Raw genomic sequence first — 26,689 nt, 5'->3', positions numbered from 1 at the left:
GTTAGGTGGGATAAGGCCTCTTTTTTGTTATGTGCTTGAATCATCGCCGCTACCGCTGCCACTTTCACCACCGCTGCCGCTGCCTTCCTGTTTATCGCCGCTTTCGCCGCCCTTTTTCTGTTCCTTTGGTTCGAGCTCGTCCTGAACGACCTTTTTAAGTAAATTCAATACCTCCATCCGGAATAATGGAGTCTGCATAGATTCCTGGATGGTCTTCATGGATTGCTTTCGGTAGTCAGGTGTTTTGGTTAGATTAAGAAACATGGTCATCATTTCTGGAGACTTCATGATTTCTTCGACGGATTTTTGATATGTGGGATCTTTAATTAGTTGCAGGTGCAATTCTTTGCTTTGTGATTGAATGGCTTTAGCAAAATCGCCTGCGAACTTGGGATCAGTCATAATTTTCTCGATTTCCTTTTGATATTCCGGTGCAGTGAGGGTATCTTTAACAGCGGTTTTTATATCCTCTGTTGTTTGAAGTGGCATCATTTTCATACTCATTCCGCTGGTGCCTCCAGAACTGGAATTTGATAATGATTCCTCAACTGCTTTTTTTCCATCTTCACTTTTTAATATATCAATAACCATGGTCTTCATTTCTTTATAACTGCCCTGACCAGAAGAAGAACTGCTCTGCTCACTTCCGCAAGCCGTTAAGGCCATAACAAAGCTTAAAGCCAAACCCACAGATCCGATAAATCTCCATTTCATTGGCGCTGCCCTCCTTTATTAGGATTCTCCAGTTGTATTATGCCGCATTAACACACATTTATGTTGCTGATGTAATGGTGTTTTGTCGGTATCCTTGGTAAAATAAATCTGACATAGGGGAGGTGAAGTGGCTGAGTATAAAAAAATGGTTTTATTTATTTTGGACAACCCTTCTAATAGGAGCGGGTGGAGCAGTAATCGCAGGTCTGGCACTGCAATTCGTGAACGGTCGAATTGATTTCAAAAGTGTCGCTGATTTCTTTTTATACCCGCTGATACTATTCGGCTACGGTATGCTTGTCAGTGTTTATGCGCAACTTGGTTTTTTTGCTTATCTAATTTTGAATTACATGGGCAATGGTGTTTTCCCACCAAAAATTTGGAAATACATACAACTGGTTCTTTCTGTGCTCGCATTGCTTGAACTGATTTTTTTGCGTACCGTCGTTGGCGGGGAAAGAAGTGTCTTGTCTGATCTAATATTAGGAATCTTTATTTTGTTAGCTGCCATTATTGTGTCTTATTTCAAAGTGAAAAGTACAAACATCTCAGCTTGGATTCCCACCCTCTTTTTTATGACAGCTATTTCAATTGTGGAAATTATCGGCGTGCTCCGTATAGGTGTTGATAGTGCGACAGTGTTTATTGTTGTTCCGCTCATCGCCTGTAATGCATTCCAAATTTTGATGCTTCACCGTATTCTCAAGCCGGCAGCCGGATAAAGGCTGGGGCGAATTCAGCAAATCATGAACCCCGTGCTCTGGCCTTCAGAAGACGGGGTTTTTTGCTCTAGAATGTATCCTAACGATTAAAATCCGCTGGAGGAGGTTAATCTTAAAGAACAATAGAGCGGATTCTTTGTGTGTAGCAACGCTCACAAAACTAAGTAGATGCTTCCGAAGCGAGTTTTGTACGTAGTAATACAAAGCGTAGCATCGCTCACAAAACTTTCAGGAGGGGAATATATGGACATCAAGCGCTATATGATAAAAGACACAAATGAAATCCAGCTTAACAAGCTGGACCCGGACGATACAGGTAACTTTAAATCAAAAAAAGAAGCAGAAGCCAAAACAGAGCAGTTAAAGGAACGGTTGGCAGAACTTCAAGATATTCTTTTTGCACAGAAAAAGCACTCACTGCTCGTAATTCTGCAAGGGATGGATTCCAGCGGTAAGGATGGAACAGTTAAACATATTTTTTCAGGGATTAATCCACAAGGCTTTATAGTGACCAGCTTCAAGAAACCTTCTCTGGAGGAAGAAGCTCACGATTTCTTATGGAGAGTGCATCAAAAGACCCCCCCTAAAGGCTACATCTCTGCATTTAACCGCTCACACTATGAAGATGTATTGGTACCGCGGGTACATGGGGGACTGAAAAAGGATGACTTGAAGCGCCGCTTTCGTTACATACGGCAGTTTGAGGAGATGCTGGTGGAAGAGGGAACGACAATTATCAAGCTTTTTCTGCATATTTCAAAAGAAAAGCAGCTTAAGAAAATCAAAGAACGGCTTGAAGATCCCAAAAAACACTGGAAATTCGACGCAAGTGATCTACAGGAGCGGGATTTTTGGGATGATTACCAAGAGGCATATGTAGATGTTTTTAAGGAGTCTAGTATTGATAAAGCACCCTGGTACTGGATACCAGCCAATCATCAATGGTACCGCAACTATTTGGCCTTATCCATCGTTGTAAAGACACTGGAGAGTCTGGATCTGAGCTATCCGAAGCTGAATACCCCCACACCCGACATATCGGAGCTCATTTCCCCGCGTCATTAATATTTGGATAAGACCAACATCTATTGCGGTACCTAAGATTGGGAGGAGCGTTACAGCCCAGCAGCATCCTCTAAGGCACTATTTAGTGAGGCCGAGTCACGAACCTCTTTACCCTCTGCGTTGCTTTGGCTGATCAGCTCAGAGACGGTAACGAATTCATAACCTTGTCTGCGGAGCTCATCGATAATTTGCGGAAGAGCTTCGTGAGTTTGTTTGCAGGAATCGCTGGCATGCAGTAGAACGATATCACCAGGATGTGCTTTAGTAGTTACACGCTTCACGATATTGTCTACACCTATGTTCTTCCAGTCTAGAGAGTCTGTGTCCCACTGGATGACTTTGTAACCAAGATCATTGGCCACTTGCAGAACTCTTTTGTCAAAATCACCATTAGGCATACGAATTAGATTGGGTTCTTTACCGGTTAATTCTGTAAGCACAGTGTGAGCCGTTGTGATCTGAGTGCGAATCTCTTCGTTACTTAGAGTGCTGTAATTGACGTGTTTATGGCCATGACTGCCAATTTCGAATCCTGCGTTTTTGATGCTTGTTACAATATCCGGGTGAGTCTTACTCCATGGTGACGATAGGAAGAAGGTGGCTTTGTCCACTTTCTTGTCTTCAAGTACCTTCAAAATTGGTTCGGGTCTCTTTTCCCCCCAGCTAATATCGAAGGTTAGGGCAATCAGCTTCTTCTCTGTTGGCACACTGTAAATGGCAGAAGGTCCAGCCTCAGAAAAAACGGTGATATTACCCCTCTCGACATAGACAACTCCAGCAGCAAGAAGCACAGCGGCGAAGATATAGATGAACCTTTTGATCTTTTTGCCGCTGAATACATAAAAAGAATTCATTAATGACAGCGCTCCTCTCCCATGCGAAATGCTTGTTTGTTCTAAATGTATGCTCGTACCGCACGGTTATGACCTAAGAAACAGAGATCACAATTTCAGGAGGTATTTATGTTGTCGTTCTTCACGTTTGTTAAAGATATTAAATCGATCCGCAAGGCTTTGCTGCTGTCCTGTCTGCTCTTCGTAATAGGAGCGGTTGTTGGCTGGGTAGCCACAAGTAGTCTGGAAAAACTATTGGTTCAGCAATTGGAAGGGCTAAGTGAGATCAGCGGAAACTTAAGAGACACCTCTAATCCGCAATGGAACTTCTTTGTATTTATATTTTTGAATAACGCCATCAAGGGCGTGGTTATTATTTTCCTGGGAGCGTTGTTCGGCATATTGCCAGCTATATTCTTATTTATAAACGGAGCGGTAATTGGCTACTTGATACATTTATCCGCACTGCAAGGACAGGATTTGTTCGATTTAATCGTAAAAGGATTACTGCCACACGGGATTATAGAGATTCCGGCAATCATTATCGCTTGTGCCTTTGGACTGCATTTTGGCGGGAAAGTGATTTCAAGTTTATTTCGATCTACAGATAGAAAAGAGGAGAGAAGCGCAGACTGGTCTGCTTTCATGCGTCAAACACTTACGGCTTCCATATGGACTGTAATCCTGTTATTTGTTGCAGCCATTATTGAAAGTACAATTACTTTTTCACTTTTATCATAAAACTTCCGGGAATAGAGCATAACATTAAGGGCGTTCATCCAAGGATTGCCTAAAGGTAAGGAGTATATAATCGAGACGAAACCATAAAGGGAATTTTTAATAATTATGGTTATAAAAAGAGGACTCCGGTTAATCTAGTGTAAGAGGATCTTAAGGCAGCTTTCTCCATGAGATGTACTTACTGATTATGCAAAAAGGTTTTGGGGGTTTAGAGAAGGTGTTAATTGCAACTTCATGAAGGAGGCCAAGCATATGTTGGGAATGTTGTTTAACGAAAAGGAATGCAAGGAACTGGATTATGTTTTGAGAAAAGAACTAGATGAGATGCTGTTAGATTTGAGTGATCAGCGCTTGGACCAAAATATCAGGCACGCCATCGCTAATAGATATAAGACTGTATTCCGGATGTATGCTCGCTTCGCTCCTCAGAAAGAGCTTTCCAAGTATGCATGGGGTGGACGTTCTTCTCAGTATAAACACTGAAGATATACGAGAATTGCTACAGTTTTATAAAGTTTTCAGATTATTTAATAAAATAGCTTGACTAAAAAGGAGTGCTCATGATAAATTATATCTCGCGCTCCTTTTGCTTGTGTAAAAGGGAAGCGGAAGGCAAGAAAAATTGAAAAAAAAGATTTTTCAAAAAAAAGACTTGCCAAACAGCTTAACACTGTGATATATTATAAAGGTCGCCGCTGATAAACAACGACGACGAAATGAGAGACATTGATCTTTGAAAACTGAACAACGAGTGAGTAGGAAATCACGCAAGTGAGGTCCAAAATTAGAGAATTAATTTTCTCGTCAGATGTTTCAAAATGAGCATATCGCTCTTTTCAATACTAATTGGAGAGTTTGATCCTGGCTCAGGACGAACGCTGGCGGCGTGCCTAATACATGCAAGTCGAGCGGAGTTACTTTGAAAGCTTGCTTTCAAAGTAACTTAGCGGCGGACGGGTGAGTAACACGTAGGCAACCTGCCCTTCAGACTGGGATAACTACCGGAAACGGTAGCTAATACCGGATAATTTCTTTTTTCTCCTGAGAGAAGAATGAAAGACGGAGCAATCTGTCACTGAGGGATGGGCCTGCGGCGCATTAGCTAGTTGGTGGGGTAACGGCCCACCAAGGCGACGATGCGTAGCCGACCTGAGAGGGTGAACGGCCACACTGGGACTGAGACACGGCCCAGACTCCTACGGGAGGCAGCAGTAGGGAATCTTCCGCAATGGGCGAAAGCCTGACGGAGCAACGCCGCGTGAGTGATGAAGGTTTTCGGATCGTAAAGCTCTGTTGCCAGGGAAGAACGTCCGGTAGAGTAACTGCTATCGGAGTGACGGTACCTGAGAAGAAAGCCCCGGCTAACTACGTGCCAGCAGCCGCGGTAATACGTAGGGGGCAAGCGTTGTCCGGAATTATTGGGCGTAAAGCGCGCGCAGGCGGCTATTTAAGTCTGGTGTTTAAACCTTGGGCTCAACCTGAGGTCGCACTGGAAACTGGGTGGCTTGAGTACAGAAGAGGAAAGTGGAATTCCACGTGTAGCGGTGAAATGCGTAGATATGTGGAGGAACACCAGTGGCGAAGGCGACTTTCTGGGCTGTAACTGACGCTGAGGCGCGAAAGCGTGGGGAGCAAACAGGATTAGATACCCTGGTAGTCCACGCCGTAAACGATGAGTGCTAGGTGTTAGGGGTTTCGATACCCTTGGTGCCGAAGTTAACACAGTAAGCACTCCGCCTGGGGAGTACGGTCGCAAGACTGAAACTCAAAGGAATTGACGGGGACCCGCACAAGCAGTGGAGTATGTGGTTTAATTCGAAGCAACGCGAAGAACCTTACCAGGTCTTGACATCCCTCTGAATCTGCTAGAGATAGCAGCGGCCTTCGGGACAGAGGAGACAGGTGGTGCATGGTTGTCGTCAGCTCGTGTCGTGAGATGTTGGGTTAAGTCCCGCAACGAGCGCAACCCTTAACTTTAGTTGCCAGCAGGTAATGCTGGGCACTCTAGAGTGACTGCCGGTGACAAACCGGAGGAAGGTGGGGATGACGTCAAATCATCATGCCCCTTATGACCTGGGCTACACACGTACTACAATGGCCGGTACAACGGGAAGCGAAGCCGCGAGGTGGAGCCAATCCCATCAAAGCCGGTCTCAGTTCGGATTGCAGGCTGCAACTCGCCTGCATGAAGTCGGAATTGCTAGTAATCGCGGATCAGCATGCCGCGGTGAATACGTTCCCGGGTCTTGTACACACCGCCCGTCACACCACGAGAGTTTACAACACCCGAAGTCGGTGGGGTAACCCGCAAGGGAGCCAGCCGCCGAAGGTGGGGTAGATGATTGGGGTGAAGTCGTAACAAGGTAGCCGTATCGGAAGGTGCGGCTGGATCACCTCCTTTCTATGGAGAATCGTTCTCTGCAATGAGGACATTCAAATCGGAAGTTTAACTTCCATAATAGAACCTTCGGGTTCGAACACTCACTCGTGTTCAGTTTTGAAAGAGCAAGTCTCTTTCGCATGCGTTTGGTGGCGATAGCGGAGGGGTTCCACACGTACCCATCCCGAACACGACCGTTAAGCCCTCCAGCGCCGATGGTACTTGGACCGAAGGGTCCTGGGAGAGTAGGACGTTGCCAAGCGGACAACCAATTCATTGGTTGATTCACAATGTTATATATGTTATATGGGCTTTTAGCTCAGTTGGTTAGAGCGCACCTCTGATAAGGGTGAGGTCGGTGGTTCGAGTCCACCAAGGCCCACCATATAACATTATAGAGTAATTTTATGGGGCCATAGCTCAGCTGGGAGAGCGCCTGCCTTGCAAGCAGGAGGTCAGCGGTTCGATCCCGCTTGGCTCCACCATAAATTTTTAAATGAATAACTTTTTTAACTTGATCCTTGAAAACTGGATACCGAAACGAATTTGCGTTTTAGAACATCTTTTAGCAACTTGTGCAAACAAGTAAATGTTATTAGTGAGATGATTCCAAAAGAGAATGTCATCGTATGATATTTTCCTGCGGAAAAATCAAGGTTAAGCTAATAAGAGCACACGGAGGATGCCTAGGCGCCAGGAGCCGACGAAGGACGTGGCGAACAACGAAACTGCCTCGGGGAGCTGTAAGCAAGCTTTGATCCGGGGGTGTCCGAATGGGGAAACCCAGCTGTGGTAATTCGCAGTTACTCATACCTGAATACATAGGGTGTGTAGAGGCAGACCAGGGGAACTGAAACATCTAAGTACCCTGAGGAAGAGAAAACAATAGTGATTCCGTCAGTAGCGGCGAGCGAACGCGGAACAGCCTAAACCAAGGGGCTTGCCTCTTGGGGTTGTGGGACGTCTCACATGGAGTTACAAAGGAATATGGTAGGTGAAGAGGTCTGGAAAGGCCCGCGATAGAGGTAAAAGCCCTGTAACCTAAACTGTGTTCTCTCCGAGACGGATCCCGAGTAGTGCGGGGCACGTGAAACCCCGTATGAATCCAGCAGGACCATCTGCTAAGGCTAAATACTACCTGGCGACCGATAGTGAAACAGTACCGTGAGGGAAAGGTGAAAAGCACCCCGGAAGGGGAGTGAAATAGAACCTGAAACCGTGTGCTTACAAAAAGTCAGAGCCCTATTAATGGGTGATGGCGTGCCTTTTGTAGAATGAACCGGCGAGTTACGTTTAACATGCAAGGTTAAGCCGAGAAGGTGGAGCCGCAGCGAAAGCGAGTCTGAATAGGGCGAATTAGTATGTGGACGTAGACCCGAAACCGTGTGATCTACCCCTGTCCAGGGTGAAGGTGCGGTAACACGCACTGGAGGCCCGAACCCACGTACGTTGAAAAGTGCGGGGATGAGGTGGGGGTAGCGGAGAAATTCCAATCGAACTCGGAGATAGCTGGTTCTCCCCGAAATAGCTTTAGGGCTAGCCTCGGTATAAGAGTAGTGGAGGTAGAGCACTGATTGGGTGCGGGGTCCGCAAGGATTACCAAGCTCAGTCAAACTCCGAATGCCATATACTTATTGCCGGGAGTCAGACAGTGAGTGCTAAGATCCATTGTCAAAAGGGAAACAGCCCAGACCATCAGCTAAGGTCCCCAAGTGTGTGTTAAGTGGGAAAGGATGTGGAGTTGCACAGACAACCAGGATGTTGGCTTAGAAGCAGCCACCATTGAAAGAGTGCGTAATAGCTCACTGGTCGAGTGACTCTGCGCCGAAAATGTAACGGGGCTAAACACACCACCGAAGCTATGGCTAGATACTATGTATCTGGGGTAGGGGAGCGTTGTGTAGGGGTTGAAGGTGTACTGAAAAGAGCGCTGGACACTACACAAGTGAGAATGCCGGTATGAGTAACGAAAAGATCAGTGAGAATCTGATCCGCCGAAAGCCCAAGGTTTCCTGAGGAAGGCTCGTCCGCTCAGGGTAAGTCGGGACCTAAGGCGAGGCCGAAAGGCGTAGTCGAAGGACAACAGTTTGAAATTACTGTACCACCGTAATCCGCTATGAGCGATGGGGTGACGCAGGAGGGTAGTGACGCGGACTGATGGATGTCCGTCTAAGCAGTGAGGCTGATGTGTAGGCAAATCCGCACATCATTAAGGCTGGGCTGTGATGGGGAGCGAAAATTGTAGTAGCGAAGGTCATGATCTCACACTGCCAAGAAAAGCCTCTAGCCAGGAGAAGGTGCCCGTACCGCAAACCGACACAGGTAGGCGAGAAGAGAATTCTAAGGCGCGCGGAAGAACTCTCGTTAAGGAACTCGGCAAAATGACCCCGTAACTTCGGGAGAAGGGGTGCCCCGGTAGTGTGAATAGCACGAGGGGGCCGCAGTGAAAAGGCCCAAGCGACTGTTTAGCAAAAACACAGGTCTGTGCGAAGCCGCAAGGCGAAGTATACGGGCTGACGCCTGCCCGGTGCTGGAAGGTTAAGGGGAGTGGTTAGGGGTAACCCGAAGCTATGAACCGAAGCCCCAGTAAACGGCGGCCGTAACTATAACGGTCCTAAGGTAGCGAAATTCCTTGTCAGGTAAATTCTGACCCGCACGAATGGCGTAACGACTTGGGCGCTGTCTCAACGAGAGATCCGGTGAAATTTTAATACCTGTGAAGATGCAGGTTACCCGCGACAAGACGGAAAGACCCCATGGAGCTTTACTGCAGCTTGATATTGAATTTGGGTACGATCTGTACAGGATAGGTGGGAGCCGTAGAAATCGGAGCGCAAGCTTCGGTGGAGGCGCCGTTGGGATACCACCCTGATCGTATCTAGGTTCTAACCTAGTACCCTTACCGGGTACGGGGACCGTGTCAGGCGGGCAGTTTGACTGGGGCGGTCGCCTCCTAAAGAGTAACGGAGGCGTTCCAAGGTTCCCTCAGAATGGTTGGAAATCATTCGCAGAGTGCAAAGGCATAAGGGAGCTTGACTGCGAGACCTACAAGTCGAGCAGGGACGAAAGTCGGACTTAGTGATCCGGTGGTACCGCATGGAAGGGCCATCGCTCAACGGATAAAAGCTACCCTGGGGATAACAGGCTTATCTCCCCCAAGAGTCCACATCGACGGGGAGGTTTGGCACCTCGATGTCGGCTCATCGCATCCTGGGGCTGAAGTAGGTCCCAAGGGTTGGGCTGTTCGCCCATTAAAGCGGTACGCGAGCTGGGTTCAGAACGTCGTGAGACAGTTCGGTCCCTATCTGTCGTGGGCGCAGGAAATTTGAGAGGAGCTGTCCTTAGTACGAGAGGACCGGGATGGACGTACCGCTGGTGCACCAGTTGTTCCGCCAGGAGCATGGCTGGGTAGCTACGTACGGACGGGATAAGCGCTGAAAGCATCTAAGCGTGAAGCCCCCCTCAAGATGAGATTTCCCAATTAGTAAGACCCCTTGAAGACGACGAGGTAGATAGGTTGGAGGTGGAAGTGCAGTAATGCATGGAGCTGACCAATACTAATCGGTCGAGGGCTTATCCTATACTTAGAATGCAAATTCGTTTCGGATTCAGTTTTCAGGCATCAAGCCTGAGCATTTACGCTGTAAATGCCCGTTTGGTGGCGATAGCGGAGGGGTTCCACGCGTACCCATCCCGAACACGACCGTTAAGCCCTCCAGCGCCGATGGTACTTGGACCGAAGGGTCCTGGGAGAGTAGGACGTTGCCAAGCGGATATTCCCTGATAGCTCAGTTGGTAGAGCACTCGACTGTTAATCGAGTTGTCACAGGTTCGAGTCCTGTTCGGGGAGCCATGCTCTCATAGCTCAGCAGGTAGAGTGCTTCCATGGTAAGGAAGAGGTCACCGGTTCGAATCCGGTTGAGAGCTCCACAGATTTGCAAGGCCCGTTGGTCAAGGGGTTAAGACACCTCCCTTTCACGGAGGTAACATGGGTTCGAATCCCATACGGGTCACCAACTTTTACTTGTACTTACCCTTAGAGGGTCCCATAGATATGGAGGCTTAGCTCAGCTGGGAGAGCATCTGCCTTACAAGCAGAGGGTCGGGGGTTCGATCCCCTCAGCCTCCACCATAATCTTCCTAAGAGATTGTGGGCAACATAGAGGTACCATCAATGGGGATTAGCCAAGCGGTAAGGCAACGGACTTTGACTCCGTCACTCATAGGTTCGAATCCTATATCCCCAGCCAAGTGCGAGCCATTAGCTCAGTTGGTAGAGCACCTGACTTTTAATCAGGGTGTCGAAGGTTCGAGTCCTTCATGGCTCACTTTTATTATTATCATGCGCGTGTGGCGGAATGGCAGACGCACCAGACTTAGGATCTGGCGTTTCACGACGTGGGGGTTCAAGTCCCTTCACGCGCACCACTTATTGCGGACGTGGCTCAGCGGTAGAGCATCGCCTTGCCAAGGCGAGGGTCGCGGGTTCGATTCCCGTCGTCCGCTCCATAATTTTGCGCCCTTAGCTCAGCTGGATAGAGCGTTTGACTACGAATCAAAAGGCCGGGAGTTCGAATCTCTCAGGGCGCGCCATTTTTATTATTAAGCAATTATAGTATTTATAACGGGATGTAGCTCAGCTTGGTAGAGCACCTGGTTTGGGACCAGGGGGTCGCATGTTCAAATCGTGTCATCCCGATTTTCACCTTTGCGGGTGTAGTTCAATGGTAGAACTTCAGCCTTCCAAGCTGATAGCGTGGGTTCGATTCCCATCACCCGCTCCATAATTTTATAGTAACGGGATGTAGCTCAGCTTGGTAGAGCACCTGGTTTGGGACCAGGGGGTCGCATGTTCAAATCGTGTCATCCCGATACTCAGCTTAATCGCTGCTCAAAAGCTCTTACTTCGGTAAGGGCTTTTTTGTTATGTATTGAATAAACATATAAATACAGTCGAAGAACGTATGTTCTATTATTCCTCCAAAAAAAATCGGACTTCCGGTGGAATTCCAATCCGTAGATAATAGTTTCTCCATGATTCCTCTTGTTCGGGGCTTCTGCCCGAAGAAAGTAATTTTACAGCAAAGACATTAGCTTGACGTTCAAGCTTCCCAGGAGAGAAATAGGAGCTTTCCTCCAGAAAAAAGCGATTGATCCCCTTGTGAAGCCGATCATGCCCTAATTCATGCGCACAAACGAAGCGCTGCCATTCTACAGGCAACTCATTATGAATGACGATAAACCTTCTTCTTAGTTTTCGATAATATAATCCCTTTGTGCCAGTCCCCAGGTTCATGAAGCGAATTTGAATGCCTAGTGCTGCGGCAAGCTCGAACGGGCAGTTGGTTTTATATTTTTTAATCAGACTATTGATCAGTTCATCCATGTTCTTCACCTGCAGCATGTTAGTATAGTTATTTAGTGTCTTTGGATTTTTTTCTCTTATTCATATGTTTGGCTTCCCAGAACAATCCGGTTAGTACATCTTTTATCCTCTGTTTATCTTCTTTGTCTAATGGAATCCCATCAAACATCAGCTCTCCATCATCCTCTAGCATTTTTCGAAAGTCTCGTTTATCTTTGCTTGTAGCCCAATCTGGGACAGCCTCATCGCTTGAAAGAGTCTGGTCCTGCAAATACCCTGCCTGATCCATTAGCTCCTCGTAGGGGACACCAGTAGCCTCGGCGATTTTGCGTAACGTGGTTGGTTTAGGAACCCCTCTTAATCCATTCTCAATCCGGGAAATTTGCGAACCGCTAATTCCGGCTGCTGCTGCTAATTGATTAATGGTGAGTCCCTTTGTTTCCCGAAGATGCTTCATATAATCCCCGAATTCCTGTTTCATCTCAACTCACTCCTTATTGGCTGTAACCTTATGATAATAATATAAGCCATTTTTGCCAATAGGTAAACAACAAAGCGTATATTATTGCCAAAAGGCAAGATAATGGAGGGATATACGCTCTTTTTCGATAAAAACAGCCTAAAACGGGGTTTTACGAGATTGGTAAAGAAGTGGTATATTATAGAAAAATACGAACAGAATACGAACAAGATTTATTTTATCACATTGGGCTGGAAAATTCCGCAAATTAAATCTCATTCAGTTAAACCCAAAAGGAGTGCATAAATGATGAACATATCAACTTTACCAGAGTTGGACCGTCGCCGAACCCAGGTCGCTATAGAGAGCATGTTGGAGAAATACCGTATTTTTAAGACCGTTACATTTGAAGCTAAGGAAGCAAGCACAACCTATTCATACACAGAAAGATTCCATGGTCCTACTAACACTGTAACTGATCAGACTGCTGCGATAGCTTCTTATAATGTGGACATCCCCGCCGCAAGGAGAGCTTATTGTTCCGCAATAGACTCTGTGGTAGAGAGACTCGATACAAGAGAACAGCAGCTGGTACGGGAAAGGTATATGAGAAGAGACGAGATGTACGATTATACGATTTACAATCATGTGTTTGATCCACCGGTAAGTAAGGACACTTACGTGAAGATACGCTCGAAGGCTTTTTACAAGATGGCATTAGCGTTAACGGATCTCGGTTTACTATCTCTGCAAACTTTAGTAACAACAGCGCCTAGGGTAAAGAAAGAGAAAATGAGTATTACTTAATAGAAATAGAATAGTGTGATTAGTAAAGAAGACTGTATCGTCCGAGTGGATGATGCGGTCTTTTTTTGAATTATAAGAAAGTATAAGTTTCAGGATGTACTTTATCCTTATAATCCTCGCACAAATGCTTGCCGTCCATAAAAGGAGGGACGAGGGCTCTTAAGCTTGTCTTCAATTATGTTCCTCCGAAAAACCGCTCTATACCATCCAAAAGCTAGCCAAAACCTCGTCCGTTTACCCTCTCCGCAAGGAAAATATGGGGGTATGATTATAACATGGCAAATGAAGCAAAAGAACACCGCAAGAGCATGAATGCTCTGCTAATAGTTCCGCCCTAAGGGTGATGAGAACAAACCTAGCGGTGAAAGATTCTTCTCGCATTTGCCTAATGAAGAAGGGATATTATCCAACCTCGGATAGTATCCTTTTTTCTTAAATCTAGTTGAGGGGGTGTCTGCTTAATGTTCATGCAGTTGAAGGTTAACACCATCAAGGATCGACGAACGATCGCAGATCAGAAAGGAATGGAGTGATGTCGGTACAACAATTGCGAGAACACATTACAAGTACACTTGAACGGTATTTTCCTGATGTGCCTGTATATGTAGAAGGAGAAAAACCTCAAACAGCCTATTTTCATCCCGGACTGATCTCAGCAACACTGGATCGGCAGCGGGAGGGCAGGTATTTAGCGGTCTACCGTTTTGGCATCCGTTATGAGCAAGGCAATTTGCTGGAAGCTGAGAGAATGGCAGATAAGCTAAGTGAGGCGATGGCAGGAATGGAGCAGGATGGTGGAGCTTTTCGTGTAGTTAGGCAAGCGTGGGAAGCTGGAACTGAAGGGCATGGGCCGCTGTTTACAGTTGACTATATGTTGTATTTGCAAAACGACAAGCCTGACAGCATTAAGATGGGACAAATGATTGGAGGAGAACGATTGAAATGAGTACTAAAGGGAGTAACGGGAATGGGTTCAGTAAGGAACAGATTGTGAATTCCTCACTTTTTACGCCGAGGGAAAAGGATATATTGAACGTTATTTTGCAGGATGGCAAGAACTATACGCTCGAAGAAGCAAAGCAATCTATGGGATTGTTCAAAAATAAGGAGGTAATGAACTAATGGCAGGCGGAACATGGACAACGCAAAATAAGGTGCGCCCTGGGGTATACGTAAATGTAGCATCAAATCAAGGTGCCATCGGCAAAATGGGAGAACGCGGGATTACGGCATTGGCGCTTGCCCTATCTTGGGGAGAACCGGGAGTAATCATGAAGATTACCCCGCAGGATGATGTGAATAAGCTGCTAGGAGTTGATTTGGAACATCCAACTCTACTGCCAGTGCGTGAAGCGCTGAAACGGGCGGGAACCTTGCTGCTCTATCGATTGAATGAAGGCGTTAAAGCGGCAGTCACAAATAACGGTCTTCAGGTAACAGCTAAATATGGCGGTGTACGCGGAAATGATCTTTCGATTGTGATTGAGAAAAATATAGAGAATGCTGCTCTTTTTGATGTAAAGACGTTGCTTAATGGAACAGAACTGAACAAGCAAACGGTTGGAACGGCTGAGGAGTTGGTCGCGAACGATTATGTTCAATTCCAGAAAAATGGTGCAGAAGGCTTGAAGCTAATTGCAGGCATGCCGCTTACAGGGGGGGCTAACGGAACCGTGACGAATGGAGCACATAGTGACTTCCTGTCTGCTCTTGAGGTGCAAGAATTCCAAACAGTGGGTCTAATATCGCAGGATAGTGCTCTCAAGGCACTCTACAGTTCTTTTGTGAGACGGCTTCGGGATACAGAAGGGAAAAAGGTACAGGCCGTACTATCCGATTATGCGGCTGCAGGTCATGAAGGTGTGATTAGCGTGAATAATGGGGTAGTACTGAGCGACGGAACTACGATTGATAACGTCAATGCCGTTGCTTGGGTAGCTGGTGCTACAGCAGCAGCAGCTGTTAATGAATCGCTGACTTATCAGGGTTATGATGATTCGTTGGATGCTGATGTAAGACTTAGCCATTCTGAGACTACAGCTGCGTTGCTAAAAGGAGAGCTTATCTTTACTTACAGTGGCGGACGGGCTGTGGTGGAACAGGATATTAATACATTTACCGCATTTTCACCGGACAAAGGCAAAGCGTTCTCCAAAAATCGTGTGCTGCGCGTGCTGGATGGAATTGCGAATGATATGAAGCGTATTTTTGAGAACTACTATATCGGTAAGGTCGCGAATAATGAAGATGGCCGTGCTCTTTTCTGGTCACAGTGTGCGACTTATATGAATGATTTGCAGGATATGGGTGCGATTGAGGGCTTTAACGCGCAGACAGATGTTGTAGTTGTGGCTGGTGCAGATAGTGACAGTATCGTGCTGGATGTGGCTGTGAAACCGGTAGATTCCGTAGAAAAAGTATATATGAAAGTGAAGGTGGTTTAAGATGGCATTTTTAAAAGCTAGTGATACGATTTCCGGCCAGGAGGGCCGTGCTTATGCTGTGATTGGTACGCAAACTGAAGAGATGTTCTATGTGAAAACTCTTGAAGCTACAGTAGAAAAAACAAAAGCAGAAGTGAAAACACTGGGCCGCCGGGGTGTTCAGCATAAAGCGACTGGATGGTCGGGCAGCGGTTCGATGACGATTTTTTATATGACTAGTCGTTTCCGCCAGATGATGCTCGATTATATGAATACGGGTATTGATCAGTACTTCGATATTGAGGTTACGAACGAGGATCCATCGTCCAGCGTGGGGGCACAACGGATTATTCTAAAAGGGGTGAACCTCGATAGTGTCATCATGGCCTCACTCGATACAGAGTCAGACGCTCTGGAAGAAGAAGTTAGCTTTACCTTTGAAGATGTGCAGATTGTGCAAGCTTTTGGTGCTCCGGCAGGTTCCGGGCTTTAATTAAGACAACTAGATAGATTGGAGCAAGCAAGACCCGAACGTAGAATGAGCGGCGGGTCTCTTCTCTGTCTATTGGCAGCTAGTAGCAGGAGAAGTATCTTAATAAATAATTCTAGGAGGAAGACAATGAGCGAATTAAGTTTGTTTTTTGCCCAAAATGTAGCATGTGACACGACCGAGGAGTTTGTAGTATCCCAGCGTTTTAAGGATAAGGAAGGAAATGCGGTGGCCTGGAAGTTGCGCAGTATGACTGAGGATGAGAATCAGGAATGCCGCAAGGCCGCAACCCGCAAAGTCAAAGGGAAAAACGGAGTGTATACCTCTGAAATTGAGCCTAACGATTATATGGCGAAGCTGATGACCTCAAGTGTAATGCATCCGGATCTAAAAAATGCTGAACTGCAGCGTTCTTATGGCGTACTTGGCGCTGAAACACTGCTGCGTAAAATGCTGCTTCCGGGTGAATTCGCGGCGTTGGGTGAGCGGGTGCAGGCCTTAAATGGTTTTGGCACGGACATGAACGATCTGGTGGATGAAGTAAAAAACTAATCAACGAGGGCGATAGTGAAGCCAATTTTGCTTATTACGCCCTCCATGAGCTGCACATTTTACCCCATGAGCTGATGAAGCTGTCTTCCCGCGAACGCGCCGCAATATATGCGATGATTGCTGTTCGTGTGGAGAAGGAGAAGCGGGATCAGGCACGGAGTAAGGCGAGGAAGAGATAGTTAGGGGGTGAGTGAATGGCAGGTGTACAAAATAATATAGCTGGAATACAGCAAGTTTCCAATCAATGGATCAATGATATAACCAATCAGATTACAACACAGGTCTCGGCAAATATTTCAAATTCCTTTTCAGCAACCTTAAACCGTATCAGTATGAAAATAGTCAATAAACCCGTGTACAACATCACTAATAATTACAGTGCAGCTTATACCAGAATTCAAGCTTCTATTGGAGGTGCGGTTCAGGCTCAGGAGAGACTGAATGATGCGGCTGATAGAGGGGCTGGAGGAGCTGAAAAGCAAGCAGGAACCTGGGAAAAGCTTACGGGGGCCTTTGAAAAGGCTAAGGGTATGGTGGAAAAAGTTAAGGGTGTCATGGAGAAGGTGCTTGTGCCAGCTGCTGAGCAGCAAAAGTGGGAAGATCTTTTCAAAGCAAAAACCGGAAATGCTGATGTTGGTGTAGCTATGTTTGATAAATTCAAGAAGAGAGCGCTAGAAACCGGACAGGACGTCAGCAAGTCTATGGAAAGTGTCTTGTCGTTTTATCCTAAAACACAAAATACGGACCAGCTAGATAAGCTAATGGATTATTCCACAAGGCTTAGTATGATGTCTCCAGAAGGTAAGGATATTGGCGATACTTCATCAGCTATTAATTCTGCATTTGATGGAGACTCTAGTGACTTAGCATCGATGCTTCAGGTAGATGAAGAGGAGCTTGGTGGACTCGACCTAGTAGCCAGTACGGGGAACATGGGCGCTTTTTTAAGTACTTTGGGAGATATCATGACAACGGCAGGTATGACGAGTACTTCGCTGCAAACCATGATGGATTCACCCGTAAATCAGTGGCAGACACTTCTTGGAAACTATAACAATTCCTTAGCTGGCATGGGACAAGGGGCACTTGCAGCATTTTCTCCGCTGTTAAGCATTCTTAACGATGCGTTCTCAGAAGGAACCTTTCAGCCTATTATCGATGGGATGGCCATTGGATTGGCTATTATAGCACAAGGTTTTTCACAAGTTGTACAGGGAGCCTTATTCCTTTGGAGTGTTCTTAGCAGCACGTTGCCTTATGTAGTACCCATTCTTTTGGGAATTGTTGCTGGGATTATTGCTTATAAAATTGCTATGGGTGCAGCAGCAATCGCAACAAATATGTCAGCAATTGCGACTGGGATCGCTACCGCAGCGCAAGGGATTTACAACGCTGTGTTAAATGCCAATCCTATTGCGCTTGTAATTGGACTTGTTATTGCACTTATTGTGGCTTTTTTAGGAATTGTTGCAGCTCTTCAGCCAGTAAGAGATTTTCTTGCCAATATGTTCAGGGCTCTCGGACAGATCGTTGCAGATTTTGTAGGTTATGTGATTGATCTATGGACCGGGTTTATTAATGGTATCATTGATGCTGCCAATTTTTTATTAGGTGGTATTAATAAAGTAATTGGGGCTGTTGGTAAATTTATAGGTATAGAATCAGAGATTAATCTTCATCTTGAACAGGTTGACAGCAGTCAATTTAAACAGAACGTGGAGATGAGCATTGAAAATACTTTTGATACGGCTGCGAAATATACGCAAGAATTTGATGTTAACAAATTTAAAGAAAGCCTAAACGTAGGGGGGAATACGAATAACGAGACTACAATCAATCAATGGAATACTACTCATCAAGATGATTCAACGAAATCTCCGAAATCGCCTACCATTCCTGAGGTTCCAGTAGTTCCTGTGACGAAGACTCCTGCGTTAAATACGCCTTCCGCTGCAGGTTCTTTTCAAAATGCAGGAGTACCTGGTAATCTGAACACCGTCAACCGTGTGAACGAGCTCGGCTCCATCAACGACACCGTAGACATCTCCAGTGATGATCTGAAAATGCTCCGCGAGCTGGCCGAGATTCAGGCGATCCAGAATTTTGTGGAGCTTACGCCGACGGTGCAGGTGACGACTGGAAATATTAACAATGCCGGAGACATTGATACGATTATCAACAAGATCGGGCAAAAGCTGAACGAGGAGTTTGTCTCTACGGCGCAGGGGGTGTATACGTAACGTGGAAGAGTACGGGATTTTTTTGGGTTTTAATAATCAGGAGGATGCAATCCGGCTGCCAGTCAATCCAGAGACCTTGGAAATCAAGGAGAGTGGAGATGGAAAAAGCTATACCATTATCGATCTGGGTGAGATCAATACGATTGCTTATCCGAAGCTTACGGAGATCACGATTGAAAGTATTTTTCCAGCACAAAGGTATCCGTTCGTATTGGTGCAGGAGGACGGGCTGAAGAGACCTTTTGAATATGTGGAGCTTATTAAGAAATGGATGACGAGTCGTCGACCCATTCGGTTTGTGTTCTCCGGTGTGAGGTATCCCGATGATACGAAAAAGGATAAAAAGAAGTTAAACAAACCACAGAAATGGCTAGAGGAATCTTCAATTAGTGAGGATGCATCTTTAGAAATTGATTTTGCTGTGAATATGGCTATGAGCATCGAAGGTTTCACTTGGAAGCTTAGTGCGGGTACGTCAGGGGATATTGAATATTCGTTATCTCTCAAAAAGTACGTATTCTATCAGGCGGTAGCTGTGAAGGTTGTTAAAGGTGAAGTGAAGGCGGAGCAGAAGCGGGCCAATGAAAAGGCAAAGCCTACTACCTATACCTTAAAAGCTGGAGACAGTCTATGGAGCATCGCTCAAAAAAACCTAGGAGATGGCTCGAAGTACAAAGCCATTCAGAAGCTTAATGGCATTCCGGATAGTGAGCTGAAAAAGCTGCCCATCGGTAAAGTCATCAAGCTGCCGTAGGAGGACGTTATGGAACTGCTAGTGAAGAATAAGGAAGGGAATCTATGGGATATTTCTGGCATCGTCTCAGATATTTCTTGGAAAACTGCACGGTCAGGTAAACCGTCAACGCTAGAGTTAACGCTTGTGGACAACGGAATTTATCAGCTCCCCAAGTTCGGGATCAGCAACGGTGATATTATTCAGTTCAGTAAAGATAATGTAGATGTATTTTACGGATTTGTGTTCAGCATTGATACGGGCTCGGATCAGGAGATTAAGCTGACTGCCTATGATCAGATTCGTTATTTGCTGGGCAATGGTAGTTATGTTTTGCAGGATGTTACGGCTAGTGATGTGATCAAGAAAATAACAACGGACTACGGATTAAAGACAGGTGTGCTGGAGGAGACAGAGTACCGGATTCCTTCTTTAATTGAAGATGACAAAAAGCTGTTGGACATCATTATGGGAGCCATCGGCAGTGAGCTTCAGTTTAAGGGGCGGCTGATGGCTTTTTACGATGATTTTGGGAAGCTGACGCTGCGTAAACCGGATTCTATGCTGCTTAACTTGGTGCTGGGAGCGGGGCATTATCTGTACGATTATTCGCTCAAAAAAAGTATTGATGACGATACGTACAACACGATTTTTCTGTACAAGGACAACGAGGCATCGGGCAAACGCGATTTCTATCCGGTCAGTGACAAGGACAATGTGAAACGCTGGGGTATCCTGCACTTGTATCAAAAGGCTGATGACAAAGCGAATGCTGCACAAATTCAGGAGAAGGCAAACAATCTGCTGAAAATGCACAATCGTGAAAAGCTTAGTCTCTCCATACAGGCGATTGGTGATATGCGTGTAAGAGCAGGCAATTTCATTTATGTCCTATTGGATGAATTCGAGACTCAATTGTTTCTGGTGGACCAATGCAGCCATAAGATTTCTGGAGGGGAGCATACAATGTCCCTCGATATTAAGGTGGTGTAGAAATGATGTTAGATATTATTAAAAAAGCAAGTCTAGGAGCCGTGGGAAGTACAAATCCCGTGGCTTTTTCTTATGGAACGGTAACGGTGGCAGCTCCTTTGCAGATTCAGGTGGATCAGCGGTTTGTTTTATCGGGGAATGCGTTAGTGCTGCCTGAATCGGTAATGGAAAGCAAGATCGACATCGAGGGCAAAGAAGTAATACTTCGGCGAGGATTAGCGAGTGGGGACCGCGTATTAATGGTTCGAATGCAGGGCGGACAAAGCTACATTGTTCTGGATCGGCTGGTGAGTCCGATATGATCCCGGCGATTGGAAAAGCTGGACCGATAACGGCCCTGCTTGAGGGGGAGGTCAACCTTGAGCGTGGGGAAAGTCCTAGTCTTACGTACCGAATGGATTGGGAGAGAAAAAGGATTACAGGCCAAACGGATGGACTGGAAGCAGTTCAACAGGCAGTGGCAAAAATTTTGCGAACCGATCGGTTTGAACATCTGATTTACAGTTCGGATTACGGAACAGAGTGGCGGTTGGTGCTTGGCAAGGATCGGCTGCTGGTTAGAGCTGAAATCAGACGTATCGTTAGTGAGGCACTACTTCAGGATGAACGAATCCTTAGCTTAGAGAATATTGTTGTTTCGTTTACCGGAGATAATCTAACTTTTGACTGCAAGGTCGTCACACGTTACGGAAATTTTCAGCTGAGAAAGGAGTGGAATGAGGATGTATGAGGATCAGACGTATGAGGCTCTTTTGGAGCGGATGCTGGACCGGATTCCATCAGGATTGGATAAACGCGAGGGCAGCATCATTTATGACGCGTTGGCTCCAGCAGCCGCTGAGTTGACACAGATGTATATTGAGCTGGATGTGAATAATAATCTGTATTTTGCAGATACGGCTACCGGAGAGTACTTGGAGCGAAGCATCTCCTGGTCAGGCATTGTAAGGCGTGAAGCCAGCAAGGCACAGCTGAAAGGGATTTTTTATAAGGCGGATGGAGGATTGTTGGATGTTCCACTCGGCAGCCGCTTCTCACTCGAAATGCTGAATTATACGGCTGTGGAGAAGTTATCTCCTGGAGTGTATCGCTTGGAAAGTGAAACCGCTGGAGAAGAAGGAAATCGATATTTTGGCTCTTTACTGCCAGTGGATTATATTTCAGATCTAGCGCGAGGAGAAATAGCCTCTCTTCTGATCCCTGGGGAGGACATTGAAACGGATGATGCGTTACGCCAGCGTTATTTGGATTCAGCCAGACGCCCAGCTACTAGCGGAAATAAATATCACTATATGGAGTGGGCACTGCAAGTTTCGGGTGTGGGAGGCGCACGTGTTTTTCCATTATGGAAAGGTCCTAAAACTGTGAAGGTGATTATTGTGGACGCCGAAAAAAAACCCGCATCCGAGCTGTTGGCGGCTCAGGTGCAGCAATATATTGATCCGGTCTCAGGAGCTGGTGAGGGACAAGCACCGGTAGGGGCTGTTGTGACCGTGGCGCCGGCTGCGGGCAAAAACATCAGTATAAGTGCCAAGGTAACCCTTGCTTCTGGCTATGCACTGCAAGCTGTAAACCAAGGCTTTCAGGTGATGCTTGAGAAATATCGCAAGGAGAAGGCTTTTTCAGCAACCTATATCAGTCAGTCTGTCATCGGGGCATTATTGCTTGCTACTGAAGGAGTCGCGGATTACACAGAGCTGAAGTTGAACAGTGGAGCGGGCAATGTGATGTTGAACGAAGAAGAAGTACCGTTGTTCGGTAACGTTCTACTGGAGGTGTAGCATGGGTTATCCAGAGCAAATTGATATTTTTCAAGAAAAACTTAATAAAAAAGCAAACGGTAGCAGCTATGTTATCGAAGAGAGATTACCGCTTGTAAATGGCGTTTACAGTGGTCTTCTAGCGCATGACAATATTAATAATCAGACCATTGCGGTGTACACAGGGTCACAGTATTCCGGGATCGAGCTACGCAATTTCACTGTGTCTTTTCCGGATGAGGCGCCCTGGCGGCGGTTGATTAAGATTTTTGCCGATGTGCCTGAGGTATATGTTACTTACGAAACCCCCGGTGATACGGTTGAAGCAGAGGATATTAACGGTTTGCAGGTGAGTCTTACCGCTGTCCAAACTGAAATAGAGCGTTATAAGAACAAGGGCCAGATTGACGGAGGATCATTTAGAAGAGAGGTGTAAAATGGCACAGACCATACAAATAAAGCGGGGTACAAAGGCTGAGCTAACGAGTTATGGCGTGTTGAAGGCAGGTGAGCTTGGTTTTTGCAGTGATACTAAGGAAGTTTATATTGGTGACGGCACGTCCAATTCCATGGTCGGCAGGGCGCTGTCAGGGCCAGAAGCTTCGCGTCCGGTTGCAGGATCCGTTGGTCGTTTGTATTACGTGACTACGGGTTCGAATAGCGGATATTTATATTTTGATGATGGGGCAGCTTGGCGGCGGGTGAATGCGCAGAAGCTTACCGATCTGACAGGTACAATTGATGATATCGCTGATGGAGCAACCTATGCGAAGGTGCTTAAAGCGGATATTAGTGCGGGACATATCAATAAAGTATCGGATGGCACAAACGTAAAGACTGCCGCTGAGATCAAGACTCACATTGATGATGTGGCCAAGCACCGGACAATCAATGATGCAGGGACTACGATTACAGACTTGTGGTCTGCGCAAAAGATTAAAAATGAAATTGAGCTGGCTAAGCATAACATCGAACCGCAAGCATCGGTAAAAGACCAGAACCTGCTGGCTCCACCTGCCAGTCCGGTTGAGGGTGATCGTTATATTATTCCAGCAGGGGCAACCGGGGTATGGGCGGGCAAAACGAATCAAATTGTTGAATACCAATCTGCCGCTTGGGTATTTTATGTTCCTGCCGTCGGTTGGACCGCTTACGTCGATGATGAGCAGAAGATTTACAGCTGGAACGGCAGCGCATGGGTACGTACCGGTGGTGCACTCCAGACCATTACAGCCGGGAACGGGCTGATTGGTGGGGGTCAAGCCGATGCTGTGACGCTGAACATTGGTGCGGGCAATGGGATCACGGTCACTGCAGACGCGATTGCGGTTACCGCTGGAAAAGGAATCACCGTGGATGCAGCCGGTGTAGCTGTAAGTGTGGATGGAAGCAGTATCGTTTATGATGCTGCGAATGGCAATAAACTTACCGTGGCCAGTATTGATGGCGGAACATTCTAGGGGGCGGGACAATGGCTCTAAAAACATTGATTCAAATACGCCGCGGCTTGGAAAGCGCCATTGGAGCGCTGGCTATTGGTGAGCTTGGGTATTGTACAGACAGTGGCAAGCTGTACATTGGTTCTGCCGCTGGCAATGTCTTACTGGTAGCCGCGCAGAGTACCGGGGATATGCTGAAAAGCATTTACGATACGAATAACAATGGCAAGGTGGATTTTGCGCAACAAGCGGATAGTGTAGCTTGGGCGGGGGTAGCAGGTAAACCAGTGGTATTTCCTCCGGCGGCGCATACACATGATTATTTGCCCAAAGGCCCCCTAACCTGGAATCAACTGAAGGGGGTGTAGAGGATGAGTTACGGCAGCTCTTTATACAGCGAATTGTTATATTCCGCAGATAAAGATTCGAGCCATCCGGGTGAAGTCGAGGCGCCTGATCTAATGCAGTATTTACCGGATTATTATAAGGATGTCCGCGAAATGGAGAAGCTTCAGGAGACCATCGGGCTAGAAATTGGTGGACTGAAGGTAGGTACTATAGATGTACTGGATCAGGCGTTTATTGAAACGGCTACAGTGAGCCTTGGGCGCTGGGAATCCGAACTTGGACTCAGCAGCGATCCATCCAAGTCTTATGCCACTCGTCGAGAGATGATTAAGGCAAAGCTGCGTGGAAATGGAACGACCACACCGGAAATGATTCAGCGGACGGCGTCAGCTTTTTCAGGTGGAGTGGTTGAAGTAAAGGAAGTGCCTGAAGAGTACCGTTTTGAGATTCATTTTGTGAGTACACTGGGGATTCCTCCGAATATGGCAGGGTTGATTCAAATCATCGAAGAGATTAAACCTGCGCATTTAGCTTATGAATTTGTGTTCAGCTATACCTGGTGGGACTCTGTTAAGGCTTTGACTTGGGAGAGTGCTCACAGTAAAACATGGAACGAATTAAGAACTTATAGATAGGAGAGTGACATATGCAAACCACAGGAAATTTGGGCTTAAAGAAGCCAGAGGGAACAGATATCGTTGATATTGCCGATCTGAACGGGAATATGGACATTTTGGATAATGCAGTGAATGGTAAGGTCGATAAAGTAACAGGCAAACAGCTGTCCACGAACGATTACACCGCTGCCGAGAAAACGAAGCTGGCGGGGATTGCTACGGGAGCGAATAATTATGTGCATCCTAATCACACGGGGGATGTCACTAGTACTGGTGATGGAGTTACGGCTATTGCGGCTGGGGTGATTGTAAACGCCGATGTTAATGCTTCAGCCGGAATTGATGCTTCGAAGATTGGGACTGGCGTGGTCTCGAACGCAGAGTTTGGGTATTTGGATGGGGTGACTAGTGGGATTCAGGGGCAGTTGAATGGTAAGGCGCCGTTGGTTACTACGCCTCAGCAGACGACAGCGGATATTACGTACTATGTACGGACGGATGGGAATGACATAAACAACGGTTTAGCCAATACGGCAGCAGGGGCATTTAAAACAATCAATAGGGCTATCGGCATGATTCCTCAAGTTGTTAATCATACTGCATCTATAAATGTTACATCTGGAACCTATGCCGAAGATGTGAGGATTAGCGGCAAAGTAGGCGGTGGTCATGTTCAATTTATGGGTACTTCTGTAACTATCCGCTCCTTCGTGGCTGAACGGTGCAATCGTATTGTTATAGACGGTTTTTCTGCTAATACCACAACCTCAATGGGTTTTAATGCGTATGACGGTGGAAACATCGACATTAAAAATTGCTCCTGTGGAACTACCGCTAATTATCCGGGCATTAATATTGCAGGTCAAAACGCAGACATTAGAAATTCTTCGGTATCTGGACGAAACTTTGGAATAATAGTCGGAAGTGCTTCGATTGTTACATCACTCGAAAACACGGGGCAAGCGAATGGCGTAGGTCTTTACACTAGTCATGGCGGTTCAATCTATAAATATGGCTCACAGCCATCAGGAATAACTCCCGAAGGCTCATTAAATGGTATCATCACAAGTGGAGTTCTTAACCCATGGGGAGATAATACAACGAATTCCAGAAGTAATATTGCGTGCGGCGGTAGCGCTACACAAACAATCGTACCGAACACATTCACTAAACTTTTATTCCCATCGGTTTACTATGATCGTTTAGGTGAATGGAATGCGACCACCGGGGTTTTCACTGCAAAAGCTGCTGGTATATACGCTATTGATGTTATGGCTACATGCACATCCGTACCCTTGCCATTTGTGGTTCAGATTCAAATTTATAAAAACGGAGCGCGGGATCAGTGCATTGGAAGAACCGTTGCGTCAGCTAGTGGGCAAGACGTTTCCGTCCTTGGGGTTTCTAATACAGATCTTAGCGCTGGGCATACGCTTGAATTTTACATTTATCATTACGGAACATCTAACGTTGGGGTAACTGGTGACGGTCTTTTCAGTCATTTGAGAATAGTTAAAGTTGCATAGAAAAGGGGATGAGGAACAATGAATATAGCACAAGCAATTATGTATCTATACCCAAACGCCGACCCAATAAAAGATTTCATAGTGCAAGATAATGGAGCTGAACCCGTATTACACGAAGGCGTACACGGACGGACACGCTACGAAATCCGACCATTAGATGAAGACGAAACCGAGTATATAGAAGGTGTACACTATCGTTATGTAGTGGATTTTAATCGACTAGTCGAGGGTGAAGACTATGACATTGTAGAACGTGGCCCATACATCGCAGCTTGGAACCTAGACGCCCCGCAACCAACGGAAGAAGAACTGGAAGCGGCGTGGGAAGCATATCTAGAAGCAGAAGCTAACAAACCACCAGAATTAAGCGAAGTCGAGCAACTCCGTGCTGAGAATACTGCTTTGCAAGACAGGCTTCAAGATGTCGAAGTCATTATGGCTGAATTACTCAGCATATAAACCCAAAAGGAGGTGAGTTGTA

The 26,689-nt window shown here is 46.3% G+C and carries 26 protein-coding genes, 14 tRNA genes and 4 rRNA genes; 40 read left to right on the top strand and 4 right to left on the bottom strand.

The features are described from left to right. Nucleotides 1–27: 27 nt before the first annotated feature. The gene (gene gerD / locus NYE72_RS27530) at nucleotides 28–714 is read right to left on the bottom strand and encodes a spore germination lipoprotein GerD (protein WP_036680627.1); all 687 of its coding nucleotides are present in this window, start codon (nucleotides 712–714) and stop codon (nucleotides 28–30) included. 131 nt (nucleotides 715–845) lie between these two features. Between gerD and NYE72_RS27525 the strand changes: the two genes are divergently transcribed. Both NYE72_RS27525 and NYE72_RS27520 read left to right on the top strand, forming a co-directional pair. Further along, a complete protein-coding gene (locus NYE72_RS27525) occupies nucleotides 846–1,436 on the top strand; it encodes a KinB-signaling pathway activation protein (RefSeq protein WP_038574906.1) in 591 nt (196 codons plus the stop codon). Between the two features lie 243 nt (nucleotides 1,437–1,679). Next, nucleotides 1,680–2,501: a PPK2 family polyphosphate kinase gene (locus NYE72_RS27520; protein ID WP_339210883.1), complete on the top strand. Its 822-nt coding sequence runs from the start codon at nucleotides 1,680–1,682 to the stop codon at nucleotides 2,499–2,501. A gap of 50 nt (nucleotides 2,502–2,551) precedes the next feature. On the opposite strand, the gene pdaB is transcribed toward NYE72_RS27520, so the two are convergent. Further along, complete coding sequence (pdaB, locus tag NYE72_RS27515; RefSeq protein ID WP_036680629.1) at nucleotides 2,552–3,355, bottom strand: polysaccharide deacetylase family sporulation protein PdaB; 804 nt, start codon at nucleotides 3,353–3,355, stop codon at nucleotides 2,552–2,554. Between the two features lie 108 nt (nucleotides 3,356–3,463). Here pdaB and NYE72_RS27510 point away from each other — a divergent pair, with 108 nt between their 5' ends. The 20 genes from NYE72_RS27510 to NYE72_RS27415 all read left to right on the top strand — a co-directional run bounded on the left by NYE72_RS27510 (nucleotide 3,464) and on the right by NYE72_RS27415 (nucleotide 11,327). Further along, complete coding sequence (locus tag NYE72_RS27510) at nucleotides 3,464–4,075, top strand: stage II sporulation protein M (RefSeq protein WP_036680630.1); 612 nt, start codon at nucleotides 3,464–3,466, stop codon at nucleotides 4,073–4,075. A gap of 252 nt (nucleotides 4,076–4,327) precedes the next feature. After that, the gene (locus NYE72_RS27505; protein WP_036680631.1) at nucleotides 4,328–4,558 is read left to right on the top strand and encodes a hypothetical protein; all 231 of its coding nucleotides are present in this window, start codon (nucleotides 4,328–4,330) and stop codon (nucleotides 4,556–4,558) included. Between the two features lie 360 nt (nucleotides 4,559–4,918). Beyond that, nucleotides 4,919–6,476, top strand: a 16S ribosomal RNA gene (locus NYE72_RS27500). Between the two features lie 124 nt (nucleotides 6,477–6,600). Further along, nucleotides 6,601–6,717: ribosomal RNA gene (gene rrf, locus NYE72_RS27495) — 5S ribosomal RNA — on the top strand. A 46-nt stretch (nucleotides 6,718–6,763) separates the two neighbouring features. Then, nucleotides 6,764–6,840, top strand: a tRNA-Ile gene (locus NYE72_RS27490). A 24-nt stretch (nucleotides 6,841–6,864) separates the two neighbouring features. Beyond that, nucleotides 6,865–6,940, top strand: a tRNA-Ala gene (locus NYE72_RS27485). Between the two features lie 170 nt (nucleotides 6,941–7,110). After that, nucleotides 7,111–10,036: ribosomal RNA gene (locus NYE72_RS27480) — 23S ribosomal RNA — on the top strand. Between the two features lie 73 nt (nucleotides 10,037–10,109). After that, a 5S ribosomal RNA gene (rrf, locus tag NYE72_RS27475) occupies nucleotides 10,110–10,226 on the top strand. Together the 16S, 23S and 5S rRNA genes with 14 tRNA genes alongside form the textbook arrangement of a ribosomal RNA operon. Before the next feature lie 6 nt (nucleotides 10,227–10,232). Then, a tRNA-Asn gene (locus NYE72_RS27470) sits at nucleotides 10,233–10,308 on the top strand. A gap of 1 nt (nucleotide 10,309) precedes the next feature. After that, nucleotides 10,310–10,385: transfer RNA gene (locus NYE72_RS27465), tRNA-Thr, on the top strand. 11 nt (nucleotides 10,386–10,396) lie between these two features. Beyond that, nucleotides 10,397–10,471: transfer RNA gene (locus NYE72_RS27460), tRNA-Glu, on the top strand. A 40-nt stretch (nucleotides 10,472–10,511) separates the two neighbouring features. Then, nucleotides 10,512–10,587: transfer RNA gene (locus tag NYE72_RS27455), tRNA-Val, on the top strand. A 43-nt stretch (nucleotides 10,588–10,630) separates the two neighbouring features. Further along, a tRNA-Gln gene (locus NYE72_RS27450) sits at nucleotides 10,631–10,705 on the top strand. A gap of 5 nt (nucleotides 10,706–10,710) precedes the next feature. Beyond that, a tRNA-Lys gene (locus tag NYE72_RS27445) sits at nucleotides 10,711–10,783 on the top strand. 16 nt (nucleotides 10,784–10,799) lie between these two features. Further along, nucleotides 10,800–10,883 (top strand) — tRNA-Leu (locus tag NYE72_RS27440). A 6-nt stretch (nucleotides 10,884–10,889) separates the two neighbouring features. Then, nucleotides 10,890–10,964: transfer RNA gene (locus NYE72_RS27435), tRNA-Gly, on the top strand. Nucleotides 10,965–10,971: 7 nt separating this feature from the next. Further along, nucleotides 10,972–11,048: transfer RNA gene (locus NYE72_RS27430), tRNA-Arg, on the top strand. Nucleotides 11,049–11,080: 32 nt separating this feature from the next. Next, nucleotides 11,081–11,154, top strand: a tRNA-Pro gene (locus tag NYE72_RS27425). An 11-nt stretch (nucleotides 11,155–11,165) separates the two neighbouring features. Further along, nucleotides 11,166–11,239, top strand: a tRNA-Gly gene (locus NYE72_RS27420). Nucleotides 11,240–11,253: 14 nt separating this feature from the next. Further along, a tRNA-Pro gene (locus tag NYE72_RS27415) sits at nucleotides 11,254–11,327 on the top strand. Nucleotides 11,328–11,427: 100 nt separating this feature from the next. Here NYE72_RS27415 and NYE72_RS27410 read toward each other — a convergent pair. Together NYE72_RS27410 and NYE72_RS27405 are read right to left on the bottom strand one after the other, a co-directional pair. Beyond that, a complete protein-coding gene (locus NYE72_RS27410) occupies nucleotides 11,428–11,841 on the bottom strand; it encodes an ImmA/IrrE family metallo-endopeptidase (protein ID WP_036681396.1) in 414 nt (137 codons plus the stop codon). A gap of 28 nt (nucleotides 11,842–11,869) precedes the next feature. Then, nucleotides 11,870–12,301 carry a transcriptional regulator gene (locus NYE72_RS27405; RefSeq protein ID WP_076147395.1) on the bottom strand — a complete coding sequence of 144 codons (432 nt, stop codon included), beginning with the start codon at nucleotides 12,299–12,301 and terminating at the stop codon, nucleotides 11,870–11,872. A gap of 285 nt (nucleotides 12,302–12,586) precedes the next feature. Here NYE72_RS27405 and NYE72_RS27400 point away from each other — a divergent pair, with 285 nt between their 5' ends. The 18 genes from NYE72_RS27400 (at nucleotide 12,587) to NYE72_RS27315 (ending at nucleotide 26,667) form a co-directional block, all read left to right on the top strand. Then, entirely contained in the window at nucleotides 12,587–13,087 is a 501-nt protein-coding gene (locus NYE72_RS27400; RefSeq protein ID WP_094902361.1) for an ArpU family phage packaging/lysis transcriptional regulator, read from the top strand. Nucleotides 13,088–13,619: 532 nt separating this feature from the next. Then, a complete protein-coding gene (locus tag NYE72_RS27395; RefSeq protein WP_038573440.1) occupies nucleotides 13,620–14,033 on the top strand; it encodes a DUF6838 family protein in 414 nt (137 codons plus the stop codon). Next, complete coding sequence (locus NYE72_RS27390) at nucleotides 14,030–14,209, top strand: hypothetical protein (protein WP_036681241.1); 180 nt, start codon at nucleotides 14,030–14,032, stop codon at nucleotides 14,207–14,209. Before NYE72_RS27395 ends, NYE72_RS27390 begins: the two co-directional genes overlap by 4 nt. After that, nucleotides 14,209–15,531, top strand: coding sequence for a phage tail sheath family protein (locus NYE72_RS27385; RefSeq protein ID WP_339210881.1), 1,323 nt, complete (start codon nucleotides 14,209–14,211; stop codon nucleotides 15,529–15,531). The genes NYE72_RS27390 and NYE72_RS27385 overlap by 1 nt, the downstream gene beginning before the upstream one ends. Before the next feature lies 1 nt (nucleotide 15,532). Continuing rightward, the gene (locus NYE72_RS27380; RefSeq protein WP_339210879.1) at nucleotides 15,533–16,003 is read left to right on the top strand and encodes a phage tail tube protein; all 471 of its coding nucleotides are present in this window, start codon (nucleotides 15,533–15,535) and stop codon (nucleotides 16,001–16,003) included. Nucleotides 16,004–16,129: 126 nt separating this feature from the next. Continuing rightward, nucleotides 16,130–16,552, top strand: a complete 423-nt coding sequence (locus tag NYE72_RS27375; RefSeq protein WP_339210877.1) for a phage portal protein — start codon at nucleotides 16,130–16,132, stop codon at nucleotides 16,550–16,552. A 194-nt stretch (nucleotides 16,553–16,746) separates the two neighbouring features. Then, nucleotides 16,747–18,792, top strand: coding sequence for a hypothetical protein (locus NYE72_RS27370; protein WP_339210875.1), 2,046 nt, complete (start codon nucleotides 16,747–16,749; stop codon nucleotides 18,790–18,792). Nucleotide 18,793: 1 nt separating this feature from the next. Next, nucleotides 18,794–19,546 (top strand): LysM peptidoglycan-binding domain-containing protein, encoded by a 753-nt coding sequence (locus tag NYE72_RS27365; protein WP_076147399.1) that lies wholly within the window; start codon nucleotides 18,794–18,796, stop codon nucleotides 19,544–19,546. A 9-nt stretch (nucleotides 19,547–19,555) separates the two neighbouring features. Next, on the top strand, nucleotides 19,556–20,518 hold the full coding sequence (locus tag NYE72_RS27360; protein ID WP_036681255.1) for a hypothetical protein: 963 nt from the start codon (nucleotides 19,556–19,558) through the stop codon (nucleotides 20,516–20,518). Nucleotides 20,519–20,523: 5 nt separating this feature from the next. Then, nucleotides 20,524–20,820 (top strand): DUF2577 domain-containing protein, encoded by a 297-nt coding sequence (locus NYE72_RS27355; RefSeq protein WP_036681399.1) that lies wholly within the window; start codon nucleotides 20,524–20,526, stop codon nucleotides 20,818–20,820. Next, on the top strand, nucleotides 20,817–21,248 hold the full coding sequence (locus tag NYE72_RS27350) for a DUF2634 domain-containing protein (RefSeq protein ID WP_076147401.1): 432 nt from the start codon (nucleotides 20,817–20,819) through the stop codon (nucleotides 21,246–21,248). The genes NYE72_RS27355 and NYE72_RS27350 overlap by 4 nt, the downstream gene beginning before the upstream one ends. Beyond that, nucleotides 21,241–22,299, top strand: coding sequence for a baseplate J/gp47 family protein (locus NYE72_RS27345; protein WP_038573430.1), 1,059 nt, complete (start codon nucleotides 21,241–21,243; stop codon nucleotides 22,297–22,299). Before NYE72_RS27350 ends, NYE72_RS27345 begins: the two co-directional genes overlap by 8 nt. Nucleotide 22,300: 1 nt before the next feature. Continuing rightward, nucleotides 22,301–22,714, top strand: a complete 414-nt coding sequence (locus NYE72_RS27340; RefSeq protein ID WP_036681259.1) for a hypothetical protein — start codon at nucleotides 22,301–22,303, stop codon at nucleotides 22,712–22,714. Nucleotide 22,715: 1 nt separating this feature from the next. Then, the gene (locus tag NYE72_RS27335; protein ID WP_339210871.1) at nucleotides 22,716–23,738 is read left to right on the top strand and encodes a DUF2793 domain-containing protein; all 1,023 of its coding nucleotides are present in this window, start codon (nucleotides 22,716–22,718) and stop codon (nucleotides 23,736–23,738) included. Nucleotides 23,739–23,749: 11 nt separating this feature from the next. Further along, entirely contained in the window at nucleotides 23,750–24,085 is a 336-nt protein-coding gene (locus NYE72_RS27330) for a hypothetical protein (protein ID WP_076099872.1), read from the top strand. Nucleotides 24,086–24,088: 3 nt separating this feature from the next. Next, entirely contained in the window at nucleotides 24,089–24,700 is a 612-nt protein-coding gene (locus tag NYE72_RS27325) for a putative phage tail protein (protein ID WP_076105556.1), read from the top strand. 11 nt (nucleotides 24,701–24,711) lie between these two features. Then, on the top strand, nucleotides 24,712–26,208 hold the full coding sequence (locus NYE72_RS27320; protein ID WP_036681265.1) for a hypothetical protein: 1,497 nt from the start codon (nucleotides 24,712–24,714) through the stop codon (nucleotides 26,206–26,208). Between the two features lie 18 nt (nucleotides 26,209–26,226). Then, nucleotides 26,227–26,667: an XkdW family protein gene (locus NYE72_RS27315; protein WP_036681266.1), complete on the top strand. Its 441-nt coding sequence runs from the start codon at nucleotides 26,227–26,229 to the stop codon at nucleotides 26,665–26,667. Nucleotides 26,668–26,689 lie beyond the last annotated feature (22 nt).

Origin of the sequence: Paenibacillus sp. FSL L8-0333 (assembly GCF_037965665.1) — a bacterium.
GTDB classification, from domain to species: Bacteria; Bacillota; Bacilli; order Paenibacillales; family Paenibacillaceae; genus Paenibacillus_AQ; species Paenibacillus_AQ odorifer.
The sequence above is the reverse complement of the archived record's forward strand: the minus strand, read 5'-3'. Positions and strand labels throughout refer to the sequence as shown.